Source organism: Actinomadura formosensis, assembly GCF_050948385.1.
Lineage (GTDB): Bacteria > Actinomycetota > Actinomycetes > Streptosporangiales > Streptosporangiaceae > Spirillospora > Spirillospora formosensis.
In genome coordinates this window covers 85,976-99,974 of record NZ_CP192011.1, presented here as the reverse complement: position 1 = coordinate 99,974, position 13,999 = coordinate 85,976, and the positions used below count along the sequence as shown (strand labels likewise).

General features: G+C 72.3%; 12 protein-coding genes and 1 pseudogene. 4 read left to right on the top strand and 9 right to left on the bottom strand.

The genetic code is table 11. From position 1 onward, the window contains the following. Nucleotide 1: 1 nt before the first annotated feature. Complete coding sequence (locus ACQP1N_RS00475; protein ID WP_084263235.1) at nucleotides 2–457, bottom strand: DUF4446 family protein; 456 nt, start codon at nucleotides 455–457, stop codon at nucleotides 2–4. After that, complete coding sequence (locus ACQP1N_RS00470; protein ID WP_433228493.1) at nucleotides 457–1,779, bottom strand: glycosyltransferase 87 family protein; 1,323 nt, start codon at nucleotides 1,777–1,779, stop codon at nucleotides 457–459. Before ACQP1N_RS00470 ends, ACQP1N_RS00475 begins: the two co-directional genes overlap by 1 nt. Before the next feature lie 54 nt (nucleotides 1,780–1,833). On the opposite strand from ACQP1N_RS00470, the gene ACQP1N_RS00465 reads away from it, so the two are divergent. Then, nucleotides 1,834–4,059: a hypothetical protein gene (locus tag ACQP1N_RS00465; protein WP_433228491.1), complete on the top strand. Its 2,226-nt coding sequence runs from the start codon at nucleotides 1,834–1,836 to the stop codon at nucleotides 4,057–4,059. A 226-nt stretch (nucleotides 4,060–4,285) separates the two neighbouring features. On the opposite strand, the pseudogene mptB reads toward ACQP1N_RS00465, so the two are convergent. The 5 genes and pseudogenes from mptB to ACQP1N_RS00440 all read right to left on the bottom strand — a co-directional run. Continuing rightward, nucleotides 4,286–5,095, bottom strand: a pseudogene (gene mptB, locus ACQP1N_RS00460) (polyprenol phosphomannose-dependent alpha 1,6 mannosyltransferase MptB); the annotation flags it as partial. A gap of 296 nt (nucleotides 5,096–5,391) precedes the next feature. Beyond that, complete coding sequence (locus ACQP1N_RS00455) at nucleotides 5,392–6,123, bottom strand: glycosyltransferase family 2 protein (protein WP_067802855.1); 732 nt, start codon at nucleotides 6,121–6,123, stop codon at nucleotides 5,392–5,394. Between the two features lie 138 nt (nucleotides 6,124–6,261). Further along, on the bottom strand, nucleotides 6,262–6,597 hold the full coding sequence (locus ACQP1N_RS00450) for an STAS domain-containing protein (protein WP_433228490.1): 336 nt from the start codon (nucleotides 6,595–6,597) through the stop codon (nucleotides 6,262–6,264). A gap of 165 nt (nucleotides 6,598–6,762) precedes the next feature. Next, nucleotides 6,763–7,878 (bottom strand): sensor histidine kinase, encoded by a 1,116-nt coding sequence (locus ACQP1N_RS00445; RefSeq protein WP_433228489.1) that lies wholly within the window; start codon nucleotides 7,876–7,878, stop codon nucleotides 6,763–6,765. Further along, nucleotides 7,875–8,591, bottom strand: a complete 717-nt coding sequence (locus ACQP1N_RS00440) for a response regulator transcription factor (protein WP_067802850.1) — start codon at nucleotides 8,589–8,591, stop codon at nucleotides 7,875–7,877. Before ACQP1N_RS00440 ends, ACQP1N_RS00445 begins: the two co-directional genes overlap by 4 nt. A gap of 126 nt (nucleotides 8,592–8,717) precedes the next feature. Between ACQP1N_RS00440 and ACQP1N_RS00435 the strand changes: the two genes are divergently transcribed. From ACQP1N_RS00435 to ACQP1N_RS00425, 3 genes are all read left to right on the top strand, one after another. Continuing rightward, nucleotides 8,718–9,368: a hypothetical protein gene (locus tag ACQP1N_RS00435; protein ID WP_084263229.1), complete on the top strand. Its 651-nt coding sequence runs from the start codon at nucleotides 8,718–8,720 to the stop codon at nucleotides 9,366–9,368. Nucleotides 9,369–9,431: 63 nt separating this feature from the next. Then, complete coding sequence (locus ACQP1N_RS00430) at nucleotides 9,432–9,605, top strand: hypothetical protein (RefSeq protein WP_165488296.1); 174 nt, start codon at nucleotides 9,432–9,434, stop codon at nucleotides 9,603–9,605. Between the two features lie 84 nt (nucleotides 9,606–9,689). Then, entirely contained in the window at nucleotides 9,690–11,246 is a 1,557-nt protein-coding gene (locus ACQP1N_RS00425; RefSeq protein WP_433228487.1) for a long-chain-fatty-acid--CoA ligase, read from the top strand. 409 nt (nucleotides 11,247–11,655) lie between these two features. Here ACQP1N_RS00425 and ACQP1N_RS00420 read toward each other — a convergent pair whose 3' ends face one another. Together ACQP1N_RS00420 and tuf are read right to left on the bottom strand one after the other, a co-directional pair. Then, a complete protein-coding gene (locus ACQP1N_RS00420) occupies nucleotides 11,656–12,528 on the bottom strand; it encodes an endonuclease/exonuclease/phosphatase family protein (RefSeq protein ID WP_067802843.1) in 873 nt (290 codons plus the stop codon). A 164-nt stretch (nucleotides 12,529–12,692) separates the two neighbouring features. Then, a complete protein-coding gene (gene tuf / locus ACQP1N_RS00415) occupies nucleotides 12,693–13,874 on the bottom strand; it encodes an elongation factor Tu (RefSeq protein ID WP_433228484.1) in 1,182 nt (393 codons plus the stop codon). Nucleotides 13,875–13,999: the final 125 nt, after the last annotated feature.

Genomic DNA, 13,999 nt, shown 5'->3' with positions numbered 1-13,999 from the left:
CTCAGGCGGACGCGGACGTGCGGTCTCCGCTGCCGAAGTCGGGCAGCGGGTCGTCCATCGACACGACCGGGCCCTTGCCGAGCCGGGCCGCGCGCAGGGCGTGGCTCTCCTCGGGGGAGAGCCTTTCGACGGGGTGCCCGGCCTGGACGACCTTGGCGTAGGTCCGCGTCTCGGTCCGCCCGTTGATGGAGCTGACCACGACCCCGTCCCCGACCGAGTCGAGCAGGGCCAGGGAGAAGGACCGGAGTCCGGACATCTCTTTCAGGGCGTCGTAGTGGACGATGGCGACGTCGCGCACCGCGCGCTCGTCCACCGGTCCGCCGGCGACCTGAAGCCGGCGCCTGAGCAATTCCCCGCACTCGTCGGCGACCTGGTTGACCCGTTTGTGCGCGACCATCGCGATGGACAGCCCCGCAACGCCGGCGACCAGGCCCGCGACGGCCACCGCCACAAGCATCACAAAGCGAGCGTACCGACCTCGGCCTCCGGGCGCGAAGAGTCCCGCTGCGCCGTGTCCTGTTCGACGCGTTTCGCCAGCCAGAGGCCGAGGATGGCGATGGACGCCAGCGCGGCGATCCCGAACGAGTCGCGCAGGACCTGACCCCCGAATTCCGCCACCGCGGAGTGTTCCGGACCGATCCACGCACGTCCCCACCATGGAAGAGGGAACAGGAACAGGAGCCACAGGCCGAGCGCGAGAAGCCATCGCCGCGTGTCCCGGCCGTTACCGGCCAAGGCCCCGATCACCGCGATCATCCACACGAGGTGGTGGATCCATCCGACCGGGGACAGCACGACCGACAGCAGCCCGACGATCGCGACCCCGCCGAGGAGCAGGCTGGAGGAGTCGGCGGCGGTGTCGGCGGCGGTGTCCGCGGCGGTGTCCGCGGCGAGGGTGACGCGGCGGGCCCACCGGAAGCCGTAGCAGGCGACGAGCAGCGCGAGGGCGAGCCACACCAGCGTCCGGACCGGGCCCTCGTCGAAGATCCGCGCGACGATCCCCTGGACCGCCTGGTTGGTGGTGCCGTCCACCGCGCCCGTCCGGTCACCGCCCTGCAGCAGCGCGCCGAACCAGTAGCCGGACGAGTCGGCGGGCAGCAGCGCAAACCCGGCGAGCGTCGCGGCGGCGGCGGTGAGCACCGCGTTGACCAGCGCGTCCCGCCGGCCGGTGAGCAGGAAGTAGATGAGGAAGACGCCCGGCACCAGCTTGATCGCGACGGCGAGGCCGACCAGGGCGCCGCGCGGCCAGCGGGCCGTGCGGGCACAGCAGTCGGCGAGGCACATCGCCAGCAGGAACAGCCCGACCTGCCCGAAGCGGACCTGGTCGCGGACGGGGTCGAGCCACGCCATCGCCGCGACGAGCACGCCCATGGTGAGGGGCGCCCAGCGTCCGGTCCGGCGGATGAGGTCGCGGAAGGCGTACCAGACCACGATCACCAGCGAGACGTAGATCAGCCCCGTCCACAGCCACTGCGCGGCGCTCCAGGGCAGCAGGGTGAACGGGACGGCGAGCACGGCGGCGAACGGCGGATAGGTGAACGGCAGCAGTTGCGGCGGCTGGGTGAGGAAGTCGTACAGCGGCGCGCCCCGCAGGACGGCCAGCCCGCCCGTCCGGTAGACGTCCAGGTCGACGAGCCGCTGGTCGGGCGGGTTGGTCAGCCAGTGCGCGACGATCGGGATGACCGCGGCGACGGGGACGACGACCCCGGCGAGGAGGATGAGCCAGTGCGGGCGTCCGCCACGCGGATCGCCGGCCTGGTGCGCCATGGGACCGTCCACAGCCCGCAGGATATGGCCCCTGTGCGGTGATGCGGCTCTTGTAACCTGAACGCCATGACGCGCCGGGGGACGAAGATCGCCATGTTCGTCGCCGCCCTCGCCACGGTGCTGACCGGGCTTCTCGGGTGGTCCCCGGCAAGCGCCGAGGCCGCACCCGGCGGCGGACGGGTGGTGGTGATCGGGGTGCCGGGGCTGAGGTGGAGCGACATCAGCCCGGCGACGACGCCCGCACTGTGGGGGCTGACGGCGGCGGGCTCGGCCTCCGGGCTCAGCGTCCGGACGACACGCGTCAACACCTGCCCGACGGACGGCTGGCTGACGCTGTCGGCGGGGCAGCGGTCGCGGCTGCCGCACGGCGACTGCGCGCTGCCGTCCGCGCCGATCCTGCCCGGCCAGAGCTCCCCCACCGGCCCGCCGCCGCAGGGCGGCGCGATCGCCGCCGGCTGGCCGGCCATCAAGAGCGACAACGCGGGCACCAACTACCACGCCGAGATCGGGCTGCTCGGCGACGCCGTCCACAAGGCGGGCGGCTGCACGATGGCGGTCGGGCCCGGAGCGGTGTTCGGCGTCGGCGACGGCGGCGGGCGGGTGGACCGCTACGTCGCGTCCCCCGACAAGGTCACCGCCGCGGACTGGGGGCGCTGCCCGCTCACCGCGGTCGAGGTGGACGAGCTGTTCCGCGCCTACATCAACGCGGGCGTCGACCCGCACGGCGACCAGGTCCCGCTGTCGGACGCCGGGCGCGCCGACGCCGCGGCCGCCGCGGACCGCCGGGTCGCGCAGGTCGTGGCCGGTGTCCCGGCGGGCACGACGATCCTGGTGGCGGGGCTGTCCGACGTCGGCATCGACCCGCACCTGCGCGTCGCGATCGCGAAGGGCGCCGGGTACCGGCCCGGCTTCATGACCTCCAGCGCCACCCGGCAGGAGGGCCTGGTCACGCTCACCGACACCACCGCGACCACGCTGAAGCTGCTCGGGCTGCCGCAGCCGAAGGCGGCCGTGGGGTCGGCGTGGAAGCCGCAGCCGTCGAAGGCCACCACGCAGGAGCGGGTCGACGCGCTCATGGACGAGGACGTCGCCGCGCAGGCGATCCGGGCCGTCCAGACGTCGTTCTACTGGGTGCTGTTCGCGACGCAGCTCGTCCTGTACGGGATCGCGGTGCTCGCCCTGCGGCGCCTCCGCGGCGACCGCCGCTCGCGGGCGCGCATACTCGGCGGCACCCGCGTGATAGCGCTGCTGGGCGGCGCGGTGCCGGGCGCGTCGTTCCTCGCCGGGCTGCTGCCATGGTGGCGGGCCGACCATCCGACGGCCGTGCTGATCTGCACGGTGCTGGGCTTCGCGGCGCTGCTCACGGGGGCGGCGCTCGCCGGTCCGTGGCGGCACTCCATGGTCGTCCCCGGACTGGTGATCACCGGGGTGACGGCGCTGGTCCTCGCGCTGGACGTGATGACCGGGTCGAACCTCCAGCTCAACACCCTGATGGGGTACACGGCGCTCATCGCCGGCCGCTTCTACGGGTTCGGCAACCAGGCGTTCTCGCTGTTCGCCGTCGCCGCGATCCTCACCGCGGCGTGGCTGACGGAGTACCCGCTGCGCAGGGACCGCAAGCTCGTCGCCGTCGCGGTCGTCGCGGTCATCGGCGTGTGCACCGTCATGGTGGACGGGCTCCCCGCGTTCGGCAGCGACTTCGGCGGCGTGCTCGCGATCGTCCCGGCGTTCGCGATGCTCGGCCTGATGGTCGCCGGCAAGCGCGTCTCGGCGCCCAAGCTCGGGATCTTCTTCGTGGCCGGCGCGGCGCTCGTGTTGTTCATCTCGTACCTGAACGCGCAGAGCGCCAACCCGACGCACCTGGGCCGCTTCTGGCAGGACCTCGTGGCCGGGGACGCCTGGAGCGTCGTCACCCGCAAGTTCAACGCGATGCTGAACAGCCTCGGGTACTGGCCGTACACGCTCGCGCTCGCCGCCGCCATCGTGTTCCTGTTCTTCGTGCTGGCGCGGCCGACGCGGTGGCGGGTGTCGCTGCTGCAGGGCGCCTACCAGCGCAGCCTCACGATGCGCCCGGCGCTGATCTGCGCGCTGGCCGTCGGCGTCATCGGCACGCTCGTGAACGACTCCGGCGTGGTGATCCTGTCGGTGGCGTTCAGCCTGGCGACCCCGCTGATGCTCGCCGCCGGGGTCCGGTCGCTGGAGATGGATCTGCGGAACGCAGACACGCCGCCACCAGGGCCGTCAGAATCGCCAGGAGCGTCCACGGAATCACCGTCGGCCGAACGACGGTGAACAGCCACTCCAGGTCGTCCGGCAGCCGGATCCGGGTGGGCGCGCGGGCCGGCAGGTAGGCGAGGCTGAGCGCGGCGGTGTGCGCGAGCAGGATCCAGTCGATCCGCGTCCAGGGGAGCAGCGCCAGCAGCGCCCACCCGAACCCGTCGTACCAGGGCAGCGCGTAGGGGGCGACGAGGAGCCAGCCGAGGACGAGCGCGGCGGCGACGCGGCGGTGCTCCGCCTCCGGCCCGTCCTCTTTGGGCAGGGCCCGGACGAGCAGCAGGAACAGCACCAGCCCGAGCAGCAGCGCGCCCATCTTGATGACGCCGCGCCGGGAGCCGCGGCCGAGCGACTCGTCCAGCAGATGCCAGGGGGTGGCGAACGACACCATGTTGCTCGCCTCGCGGACCTGGTCGAGCACGTGCGGCCCGGCGAGCAGGTACGAGACCGCCGTGACGGCCGCGGCGCCGGCGGCCAGCGCGACGAGGCGGCCGAGCGACCGCCGGTCGTGCCGGCGCAGCAGCGTCCAGGCGGGGCCGCCCGCGACGAGCACGGCCGGAAGCTTGATCGCCGTGCCGATCCCGGCGAGGGCACCGGCGGCCAGCGTGCGCACCCATCCGGCCCGGCGCCCGAACACGGCCAGTGCGGCGACCATCGGCGCGATCGCGAGGACGTCGTTGTGCGCGCCCCCGATCAGGTGGAACAGCACCAGCGGGTTGCACGTCCACAGCAGCGCCGTGCGGAGCCGCCGCTCCCCGGTCCCGGACATCCGGTAGAGGATCAGCGCCGTCGCCGCGAACGCGAGCGTGTTCACCACCGACAGCACGAACACGGTCAGCCGCACGGACCCGCCGCCGAGCCACGCGGCGAACGCCTGCTCGCCCGTCGCGATCGGCCCGTACACCGACGGGGTCGTCCGCCACTCCTCGGGCGCCCCGGCGACCGGGTCCTTCGGCAGGTCGACGGCCCGCGTCGCGTACGGGTCGTGGCCCGTCGCCGCCATCCGCCCGTACGAGGCGTAGTTCAGATGGTCGGTGGACCCGACCGGCGGCATGCACATGAACGCGACGGCCGCGAGCAGCCCGGCGACGACCAGCGGCAGCGCCCGGACACGCCACCCCTTCCGGACGGCGGCAAAGCACAGCGCGAGCCCCGCCGTGCTCGCGACGACACCCGCGACGACCAGCCCGATCACCAGGTACGGCGACGGATGGACGGTCAGCGAGTACGGCGGCCGGCCGCGCCCGCCCCCAAGATCCGGCTCGAACACCGACGGGCCCAGCAGGGCGGTGCCGAGGAAGCAGGCGATGCCGGCCCCGACGCCCCACAGCCCGCCCGTCCCGAGACGGGTCACGGGCGGCTGCCGCGCACCCGGCCGAGCCGCCGGGCCACCGCCGGTTCGCGGACGGCGAGCGCTCTCGCCACGTCCCGGAACTGCCGGCCGCGGTGCAGCTGGGCGCGCCAGTCGGTGCCGGTGGCGCGGTGCGCGAGCGGCACCTCCACCTCCCGCACGCGGAAGCCCTGGCGCAGCAGGTCGATGGTGAGGGCCGTCTCCACGCCGAACCCGGCGGCGAGCGGCAGCGCCGCGTCGAACGCGGCCCGGGTCAGGCAGCGCTGCCCGTTGAGCGGGGCGGCCGGCTCCCAGCCGGTGGCGCGGCGGATGCCCTCGCGCGACAGCCGGACGACGAACCCGTGCCCGCCGAGCTTCACCGTCGTGGTGAACACCGCGATCGTCATGTCGGCGTCACCGGCCCGGACGGGCTCGACGAGCGGCGCGGCCTCCCGCGCGGTCTCGGCGAGATCGGCGTCGAGGAAGAGCAGGTGGCGGGGCTGGTCGCGGTCGTCGTCCAGCAGCCGGACGGCCTCGGCGCCGGTCTCCATCGCGGCGCCCTTGCCGCGGTTGCGGCTGTGCCGCACGACCCGCGCCCCGGCGTCGCGGGCCGCCCGTCCGGTGCCGTCGGACGAGCCGTCGTCGACCACCACGACCAGGCCGGCGCCGGGAAGCTCCTGCGCGGCCTTGACCGTGGCCGCGATGCGGTCGGCTTCGTCCTTGGCCGGGATGATCACCGCTAGGTCCTGCATATCCGCGATGGTAGCCGCGGACGGCCGCCCGGCGCGGTATGCCACGGCGAACCATTACTCACATGTTGACGCGGCGGTCCCCGGGAGTTTCCCCGCGGGGGCCGCCGTCCGGGCCGCGGGATCCGGTCGCCGGACGGTTCAGCCGGCGTCCTGGACCGGTGCCGCCTCCCGCACGGTGAACACGGTGTCGAGCCCGGTGACCTGCAGAATCCGCTGCACGGCCGGGCGCGGGGCGGCGAGTTCCAGCGAGCCGCCCTGCTCCTTGAGCCGCTTCATCGCCGACAGCAACACGTTCATGCCCGTCGAGTCGCAGAACTCGACGCCGCTCAGGTCGACCACGATGCGGGTGACCTGCTCGCGGAGCAGCCCCGCGAGGGCCGCCTGCAGTCTGGGTGCGGTGTACAGGTCCAGTTCGCCGGTCGCCGTGACGACGGCGTGACCCCCCTGAGACGTGGTCGAGACATTTAGCTCCACGTCCGGCACACTATCTCGCGAACGGCGCAGGGGCCAGACCGTTCACCAAGTCCCACGTGGCGTGGGCGTTTCCAGGCGTGTCACCGCCCTTCCGGCCCTGCACGCTTTGATAACTACGGACGGTGATGTCCGTTTTCCGGGAGGGGGTCATCGCGTCCGCCGAACCTAGACGGTGAGCGGGAGACACACCTCGAAACGGCATCCGGGCCCGTCGTTCGCGACACCGATCTCGCCCGCGTGCGCCTCCACGATGCCGCGTGCGATGGCGAGGCCGAGGCCCGCGCCGCCGCCCGGGGTGCGGGCCGTCTCGCCGCGGAACGCGACGTCGAACACGCGCGGCAGGTCGTCCTCGGGGATGCCGCCGCACGCGTCGGCGACGGTCACCCGCGCCCGCCCGCCCCGGATCCCGCCGATGATCTCGACGGTGCCGTCGCTCGGGGTGTGCCTGATCGCGTTGACGACGAGGTTGCGGAGCGCGCGGCCGAGTTCACCCGCGTCGACCTGGACGGCCAGGCCCTCGCGCACGTCGCCGCGCAGCCGCACGCCCTTGGCGCGGGCCAGCACTTCGGCGCCCGCGACCGCCTCCGCGACCAGGTCGGCGAGACCGACGCGTTCGCGGGACAGGCGCAGCGCCCCCGCGTGGATGCGGGACAGCTCGAACAGGTCGTCCACCATCTCCGTGAGCCGCTCGACCTCGACGCGGATACGGCCGTGGTAACGCTGGACGGTGCGCTGGTCGGCGACGACCTCGTCCTCCAGGGCCTCGGCCATAGCACGCAGGCCCGCCAGCGGGGTGCGCAGGTCGTGGCTCACCCAGGCGACCAGCTCCCGGCGGCTCGTTTCGAGGGCCTGCTCCCGCGCGTGGGACGCGGCCAGCCGGTCATAGGCGGCCTCCAGCTCGCGGGACAGCTCGGCCAGCTCCGCGGGGAGGCGCACCGGCGGTGGACGGAAACGGTCCGCACGGACGGCCTCCACGAGTGTTCTGTTGGCGGCGACCAGCCGCCGTCCGAGCAGCACCGACACCGCCATCGCGACCAGGCCGGCGGACGTCACCACCGCGAGGACGACCGACCGGTCATGGTCGTTCAGCAGCATCATGAACGAGATCACGAGGATGCCGGAGATCGTCGCCAGCACCGTCGCCGCGCCCACGACGATCAGCTGGGTGGCGACCGACCGTCCGCGCAGCCCGTAGAGGGCGCCGAGCGCGACCACCGCGACGACGAACGCGGCGAGCGCGGCGTAGAAGACGACCCAGAGGAGATCCTCGAAGGGGATCACCGGTCGTTCCCCACCGGCTCGTAGCGGTAGCCGACGCCCCAGACGGTGACGATGCGGCGCGGGGTCGTCGGGTCGTCCTCGATCTTCTCGCGCAGCCGCCGGACGTGGACGGTCACCGTGGAGGAGTCGCCGAACGTCCACTCCCAGACGCGTTCGAGCAGCTCGTCACGGGTGAACGCCTGCCGGGGGTGGCGGAGCAGGAAGGCCAGCAGGTCGAACTCGCGGGAGGTGAGCGCGAGCCGTTCGCCGCGCAGGCCCGCCTCGTGGGCGCTGACGTCCACGACGAGATCACCGTCGCGCAGCGGCCCGGACGGCCCGGCCGGAACCACCGCGCCGCGGGCCCGGCGCAGCACCGACCGGACGCGCAGCGCCAGTTCGCGCGGGCTGAACGGCTTGGTCACATAGTCGTCGGCGCCGGTCTCCAGCCCGGCGAGCCGGTCGGTCTCCGCGCCGAGCGCCGTCAGCATCACGATCGGGACGGCCGAGGTCTCGCGGAGCCGCCGGCACACCTCCAGGCCGTCCATGCCGGGCAGCATCAGGTCGAGGACGACGAGGTCCGGCGGATGGTCGAGCGCCCTGCGCAGCGCGGCCCGGCCGTCCGCCACGCAGACCACCTCGTGCCCGTCGCGGGCCAGGTAGCGGGCGACGACCTCGGCCACGGTCGGATCGTCATCGACCACCAGGACGCGTCCGGCGGGGGTCACCGAGTTCACCCCCCTCACGTTAGGCCGCCCGTGCCGCCGCCGCTCGTCCCGTCACCACCCCGTAAGGAATCGATCACGGCGGGCTCATGACCTGGGCGACCTGCGTAACCGGATGATCACCGCTTTAATGGCCGGATGGCCCAGCCCCGTACCGCGACCCCCGTCGCCGGGATCATCGCCCTCATCCTCGTCGGCGGCGCGATCGCCACCGCCGCCGACGCGATCATGATGTTCATCGGCATGTACCAGACGGACGTGCTGGCGGACTTCCGGCGTTCGATGGGGTACTACGCGCTGATGTGCGTCGTCGTCGGCTTCCTCACCGCGATCGGGATCATGCTCACCCGCCCGCGCGGACCGGTCGCGCCCATCGTCGCGGCGATCTCCGCTCTGGTCGCGCTGTACGTGGGGAACCGGGCCGGCGACCTGCTGTACACCTTCACGCACGGATCGGCGCCGAGCGCGTACGTCATCGAGGTGCTGAAGCCGCACTTCAACACCTGGGACCTGATAGCGCCGCTGACGGCCGGGGTCATCGGCGGGCTGCGCGTCGCGATGGTCGCGGGCGGCCTCGCGCCCCCGCGGCCGTCCGGCCCGCCCTTCCCGCCGCCGGGCGGTCACGGCGCGCCTTACCGGCCCGCCCCAGGCCAGCCGCTGCCACCGCCGAGCCCGGGCCGACCGCTCCCCGGGGAGCCCCCGTATCAGCCGTCGCCGTACCCGCCGCCGTACCCGGGGATGCCCCCTGAGAGCCCTCAGGGTGGGGCTCCGCCGAACGTCGGGGGTTGAGCAGGTCCAGGCTCGTCCCCAAGGGTGATGCCCTTTGACCTGGCCCGCGCATACGGTGGAGACATGGGTAAGACGATCCTGACCATCATCGGCGTGGTACTGGCGGTATGGCTGGCGATGACGCTCATCGGCGCCCTCGTCTCGATGCTGAAGTTCTTCTTCTTCATCGGACTCGTCGCCGTCATCGTGGTACTCGTCGTGACCGCCGTGTCCAAGATGTCCAAAAGCCACCGATAACTGGGGCGATTCCCTTGCCGGAGCACCGCCGGTGACCGCATGATGCCGGGATAACCAGGCGGTCATCGTCGAAGGGGACACACCGTGCCGGTTCTGACAGAGGTGCTGCGCGACCGCGCCCGCTCACATCCCGACCAGACCGCGTACCTCGCGGGCGACACCGAGATCACCTTCCGTGACTTCGACCGGCGCGCCGACCGGGTCGCGAACGCGCTGGCGGCCGCGGGCGTCGGACCGGGCGACCGGGTCGCGATCCTCGACAAGAACTCCCTCGAATACGCCGAGCAGATGTTCGGCGCGGCCCGGATCGGCGCCGTCCAGGTCCCGGTGAACTACCGGCTGGCGCCCGACGAGGTCGCCTACATCGTCAACAACGCGCAGGCGAAGGTCTTCATCGTCGGCCCCGAGTTCCTCCCCGTCCTGGACGCGATCGCCGACAAGCTCGAACACACCACCCACACGGTGGTCATCGGCGGCTCCGGCCACAACTACGAGGACTACGCCACCTGGGTCGAGGGGGCGTCCGACACCCGGCCCGGCCACACGCCCGACACGTCGGACGTGTTCGTGCAGCTCTACTCGTCCGGCACGACGGGCCTGCCCAAGGGCGTCATGCTGACGCACGACAACTTCCTCGCCGCCCTGGCCGTGACCACCGGCGAATGGGACATCGACGAGTCGTCGGTGCTGATGGTCGCGATGCCGATGTACCACGTCGCGGGCAACGTCCTCACCGTGTCCGCCATCTACAACGGCATCCCGGGCGTCATCGCGCGTGAACCCGACCCGACCGCGATCGCCCAGGGCATCGAGCGGCACCGCGTCACGCACATCTTCCTCGTCCCGGTCCTGCTCCAGTTCATGCAGCTGATCCCGGAGGTCGCCGCCTGCGACCTGTCCAGCCTGAAACTCGTCCTGTACGGCGCGTCCCCGATCAGCGAGGACGTGCTGCGCGGCGCCATGCGGATGCTGCCGGACGCCGACTTCATGCAGGTCTACGGCCTGACGGAGGTCACCGGCGCGATCACGATGCTGCCCGCCGCCGACCACGACCCGGACGGCCCGAACACGCACCGGCTGCGCAGCGCCGGCCTCCCCAACACCAACACCACCCTCAAGATCGTCGACCCGGCCACCCAGGAGGAGGCGCCGCCGGGCCAGGTCGGCGAGATCCTCTGCCGGACCCCGCAGAACATGAAGGGGTACTGGGGGATGCCGGACGCGACCGCCACCGCGCTCTCCGCGGACAACTGGTTCCGCACCGGCGACGCCGGCTACCTCGACGAGGACGGCTACCTCTACATCCACGACCGGGTCAAAGACATGATCATCTCGGGCGGGGAGAACATCTACCCGGCCGAGGTGGAGAACGTCCTGATGAGCCACCCGGCCGTGTCCGACTGCGCGGTCATCGGCGTGCCGTCCGAGCGGTGGGGCGAAACGCCCAAGGCCCTGGTCGTGCTCTCATCGGACGTCCCCGAGCAGGAAATCATCGACTACTGCCGGGAGCACCTGGCCCACTTCAAGTGCCCCAGCTCCGTCGAACGCCGCGACCAGATCCCGCGCAACCCCACCGGCAAAATCCTCAAACGCGAACTCCGCGCCCCCTACTGGCAAGGCGAAGACAGGGCAGTGAGCTGAATTTATTGCTTTGCTCTCGGCGTCGGGCCTGGCGGCCCTCCTTCAACGAGCAAAGCGGCGATCGCTGGCATCGCTCCGGCTCGCCTGGCGGCTCGCTGCGCGATCGGTTTCTCGCAGGCTCGAAACCGCCTTCGGACGCGATCGCAACGCGGCGGGTTGTTGCGGGCTGAGCTTAAAGACAGCGTGCCTTTCGGTTGTCGTATGGCTGGCGGCGGGGGCTGATGTGGTCACGCCCGCTGTGTATTGCGTTGCTCTCGGCGTCAGGCGCTGGCACGCCTTCCTGTAACGGGCACTGCGGCGATCGGTGGCATCGCTCCGGCTCGCTGCGCGATCCAACGCTGAGGTCGTTGATGGCTGGGGTTCGAACCCGCCGGGGCCGGGGCTTGTGGCCTCGGGTCCGGTGGGGTTGTCAGCGGAAGTGGATCACCGCTGACATCGGGCGGTGGTCCGACGTCTTCGTGCGGGTGGGGGGGACGCTGCAGGAGACGGCGGCCGACTTGGTGATGAAGAGGTAGTCGGTCTTCTGGACGGCGGTCCCCTGCCAGTTCTGCTGGGTCATCGCGCCGGTCCGGGACGTACCGGTCTGGTCGCATTCGGCGTACGCGTGGTACAGCGGGTCGAGCGCGGGGCTGTCCGGGTTGTCGGCGAAGTCGCCGCCGAGGAGGACGCGGCCGTGGCCGGCGAGAGTGGCGAGGGCGCGGGCCTCCTTGGTCCGCCACGTACCGTCCTCGGACGTGCTGAGCTGCGTGACGCACACCCGGGTCGTCCAGGACGGGACCTCACCGCACAGGGCGGTGCGGGTCCGGCCGGCGGGGGCGGGGAGCTTGGCCTGGCGGGGCTCGGTGAGCGGAGCGTCGGCGCCGATCGCGACCCCGATCTTGCCCTGGCCCCGCGCGCAGTCGCCGGTCGCCGGGGCGAACGCCCACGTCCACTTGGCGAAGGTCTTCTTGAAGGCGCGCACGTGCCCCTCGCAGACCTCCTGGAGGAGGACGGCGTTCGGCCTGACCTTGCGTCCCCCGACCTCGGTGGCCTGCATCCGCGCGGTGATCTGCTTGGTGAGCCGCTCCGGCGCGGCGCCGGACGGGCATTCGGGGCCGCCGCAGACGTTCCACGTCAGCGCGTTGACCGTCACGGCGGCGGGGCGTTCCGCGGCTCCGTCGGCGTGGGCGGGGCCTCCGCCGCCCGGCAGGCCCTCGATGCTGGCGCCGGTGGCGGCCGCGGTGACGACCGCGGCGGCGGCGCCGACCGAGAGCAGAGGGATCAGGGCGCGGGGGGATCGCACACGTTCTCCATTATTGGGGCTGTCTGCGGGGATGATGTCGAAATCTCACCACATCAAGATCGCATCCGCCAGCGATTCGCGACCACTCGGTCACCCGACGGACGGATTCGACCCCACGCAAGACTAGAGGGGCCCGGCGGATGCCCCCGCCGGGCCCCTCGCCGCTAGTCGAGCAGCGCGGTGACCGTGCCGGCGCCGACCGTCCGGCCGCCCTCGCGGATCGCGAACCCGAGCCCCTCGGTCATCGCGACCGGCCGGCCCAGTTCGACGGCCATCTCGACGGTGTCACCGGGCAGCGCCATGCCGCCCTCGCCGAGGTCGACGCCGCCGACCACGTCCGTCGTGCGGAAGTGGAACTGCGGCCGGTACCCGTGGAAGAACGGCCTGGTCCGTCCCCCCTCGGCAGCGGTCAGCACCCGGACCCGCGCCCGGAACCGCAGGTGCGGCCGGATCGCACCCGGCACGCTGATCACCTGCCCGCGCCGGACCTGGTCCCGCTTGACGCCGCGCAGCAGCATGGCGGTGTTGTCGCCGGCCTGCGCGTGGTCCATCGTCTGCCCGAACGTCTCCAGCCCCGTCGCGACGGTGCCGAACGTCTCGCCGAGCCCGACGACCTCGACGGCGTCCCCGACCCGGACCGAGCCCCGCGCCACGACCCCGGTCACGACGGTGCCGCGCCCGGTGATCGTGAGGACGCTCTCGACCGGCATGAGGAACGGCTCGTCGAGGACCCGCCGCGGCACCGGCACGTACGCGTCGATCGCGTCGAGCAGGTCGACGATGCGGGCCGTCCAGTACGGGTCGCCCTCCAGCGCCCGCAGCCCGGACACCCGCACGATCGGCACCTCGTCGCCGGGGAACCCGTACTCCGAGAGCAGGTCCCTGATCTCCAGCTCGACCAGGTCGAGAAGCTCGGTGTCCTCGACCGTGTCGGCCTTGTTCAGCGCCACCACGATGTGCTCGACCCCGACCTGCCGCGCGAGCACGATGTGCTCGCGCGTCTGCGGCATCGCCCCGTCCTGCGCGGAGACCACGAGGACGGCCCCGTCCACCTGCGCCGCCCCGGAGATCATGTTCTTCACGTAGTCGGCGTGCCCTGGCATGTCGACGTGGGCGTAATGCCTGGTCGCGGTCGCGTACTGGACGTGCGCGACGTTGATCGTGATGCCCCGGTCGCGCTCCTCGGGGGCCCGGTCGATGCGCTCGAACGGTACCGCGGACGCCAGCCCGCGCTCGGCGAGCACCTTCGTGATCGCCGCGGTCAGCGTCGTCTTGCCGTGGTCGACGTGCCCCATCGTCCCGATGTTGACGTGGGGCTTGTCGCGCTCGTAAAACCGCTTGGCCATTGGTCTCGTCCTCACTGATGGATCCGGTGAGAACCCGTGCGCGTACGCGCATACCTGGAACCACCCCCCTCCGCTGGTTCTCCGGAGGCGGGACGGAGAGGGGTCAGCCTCGGTCGCCGTCGGAT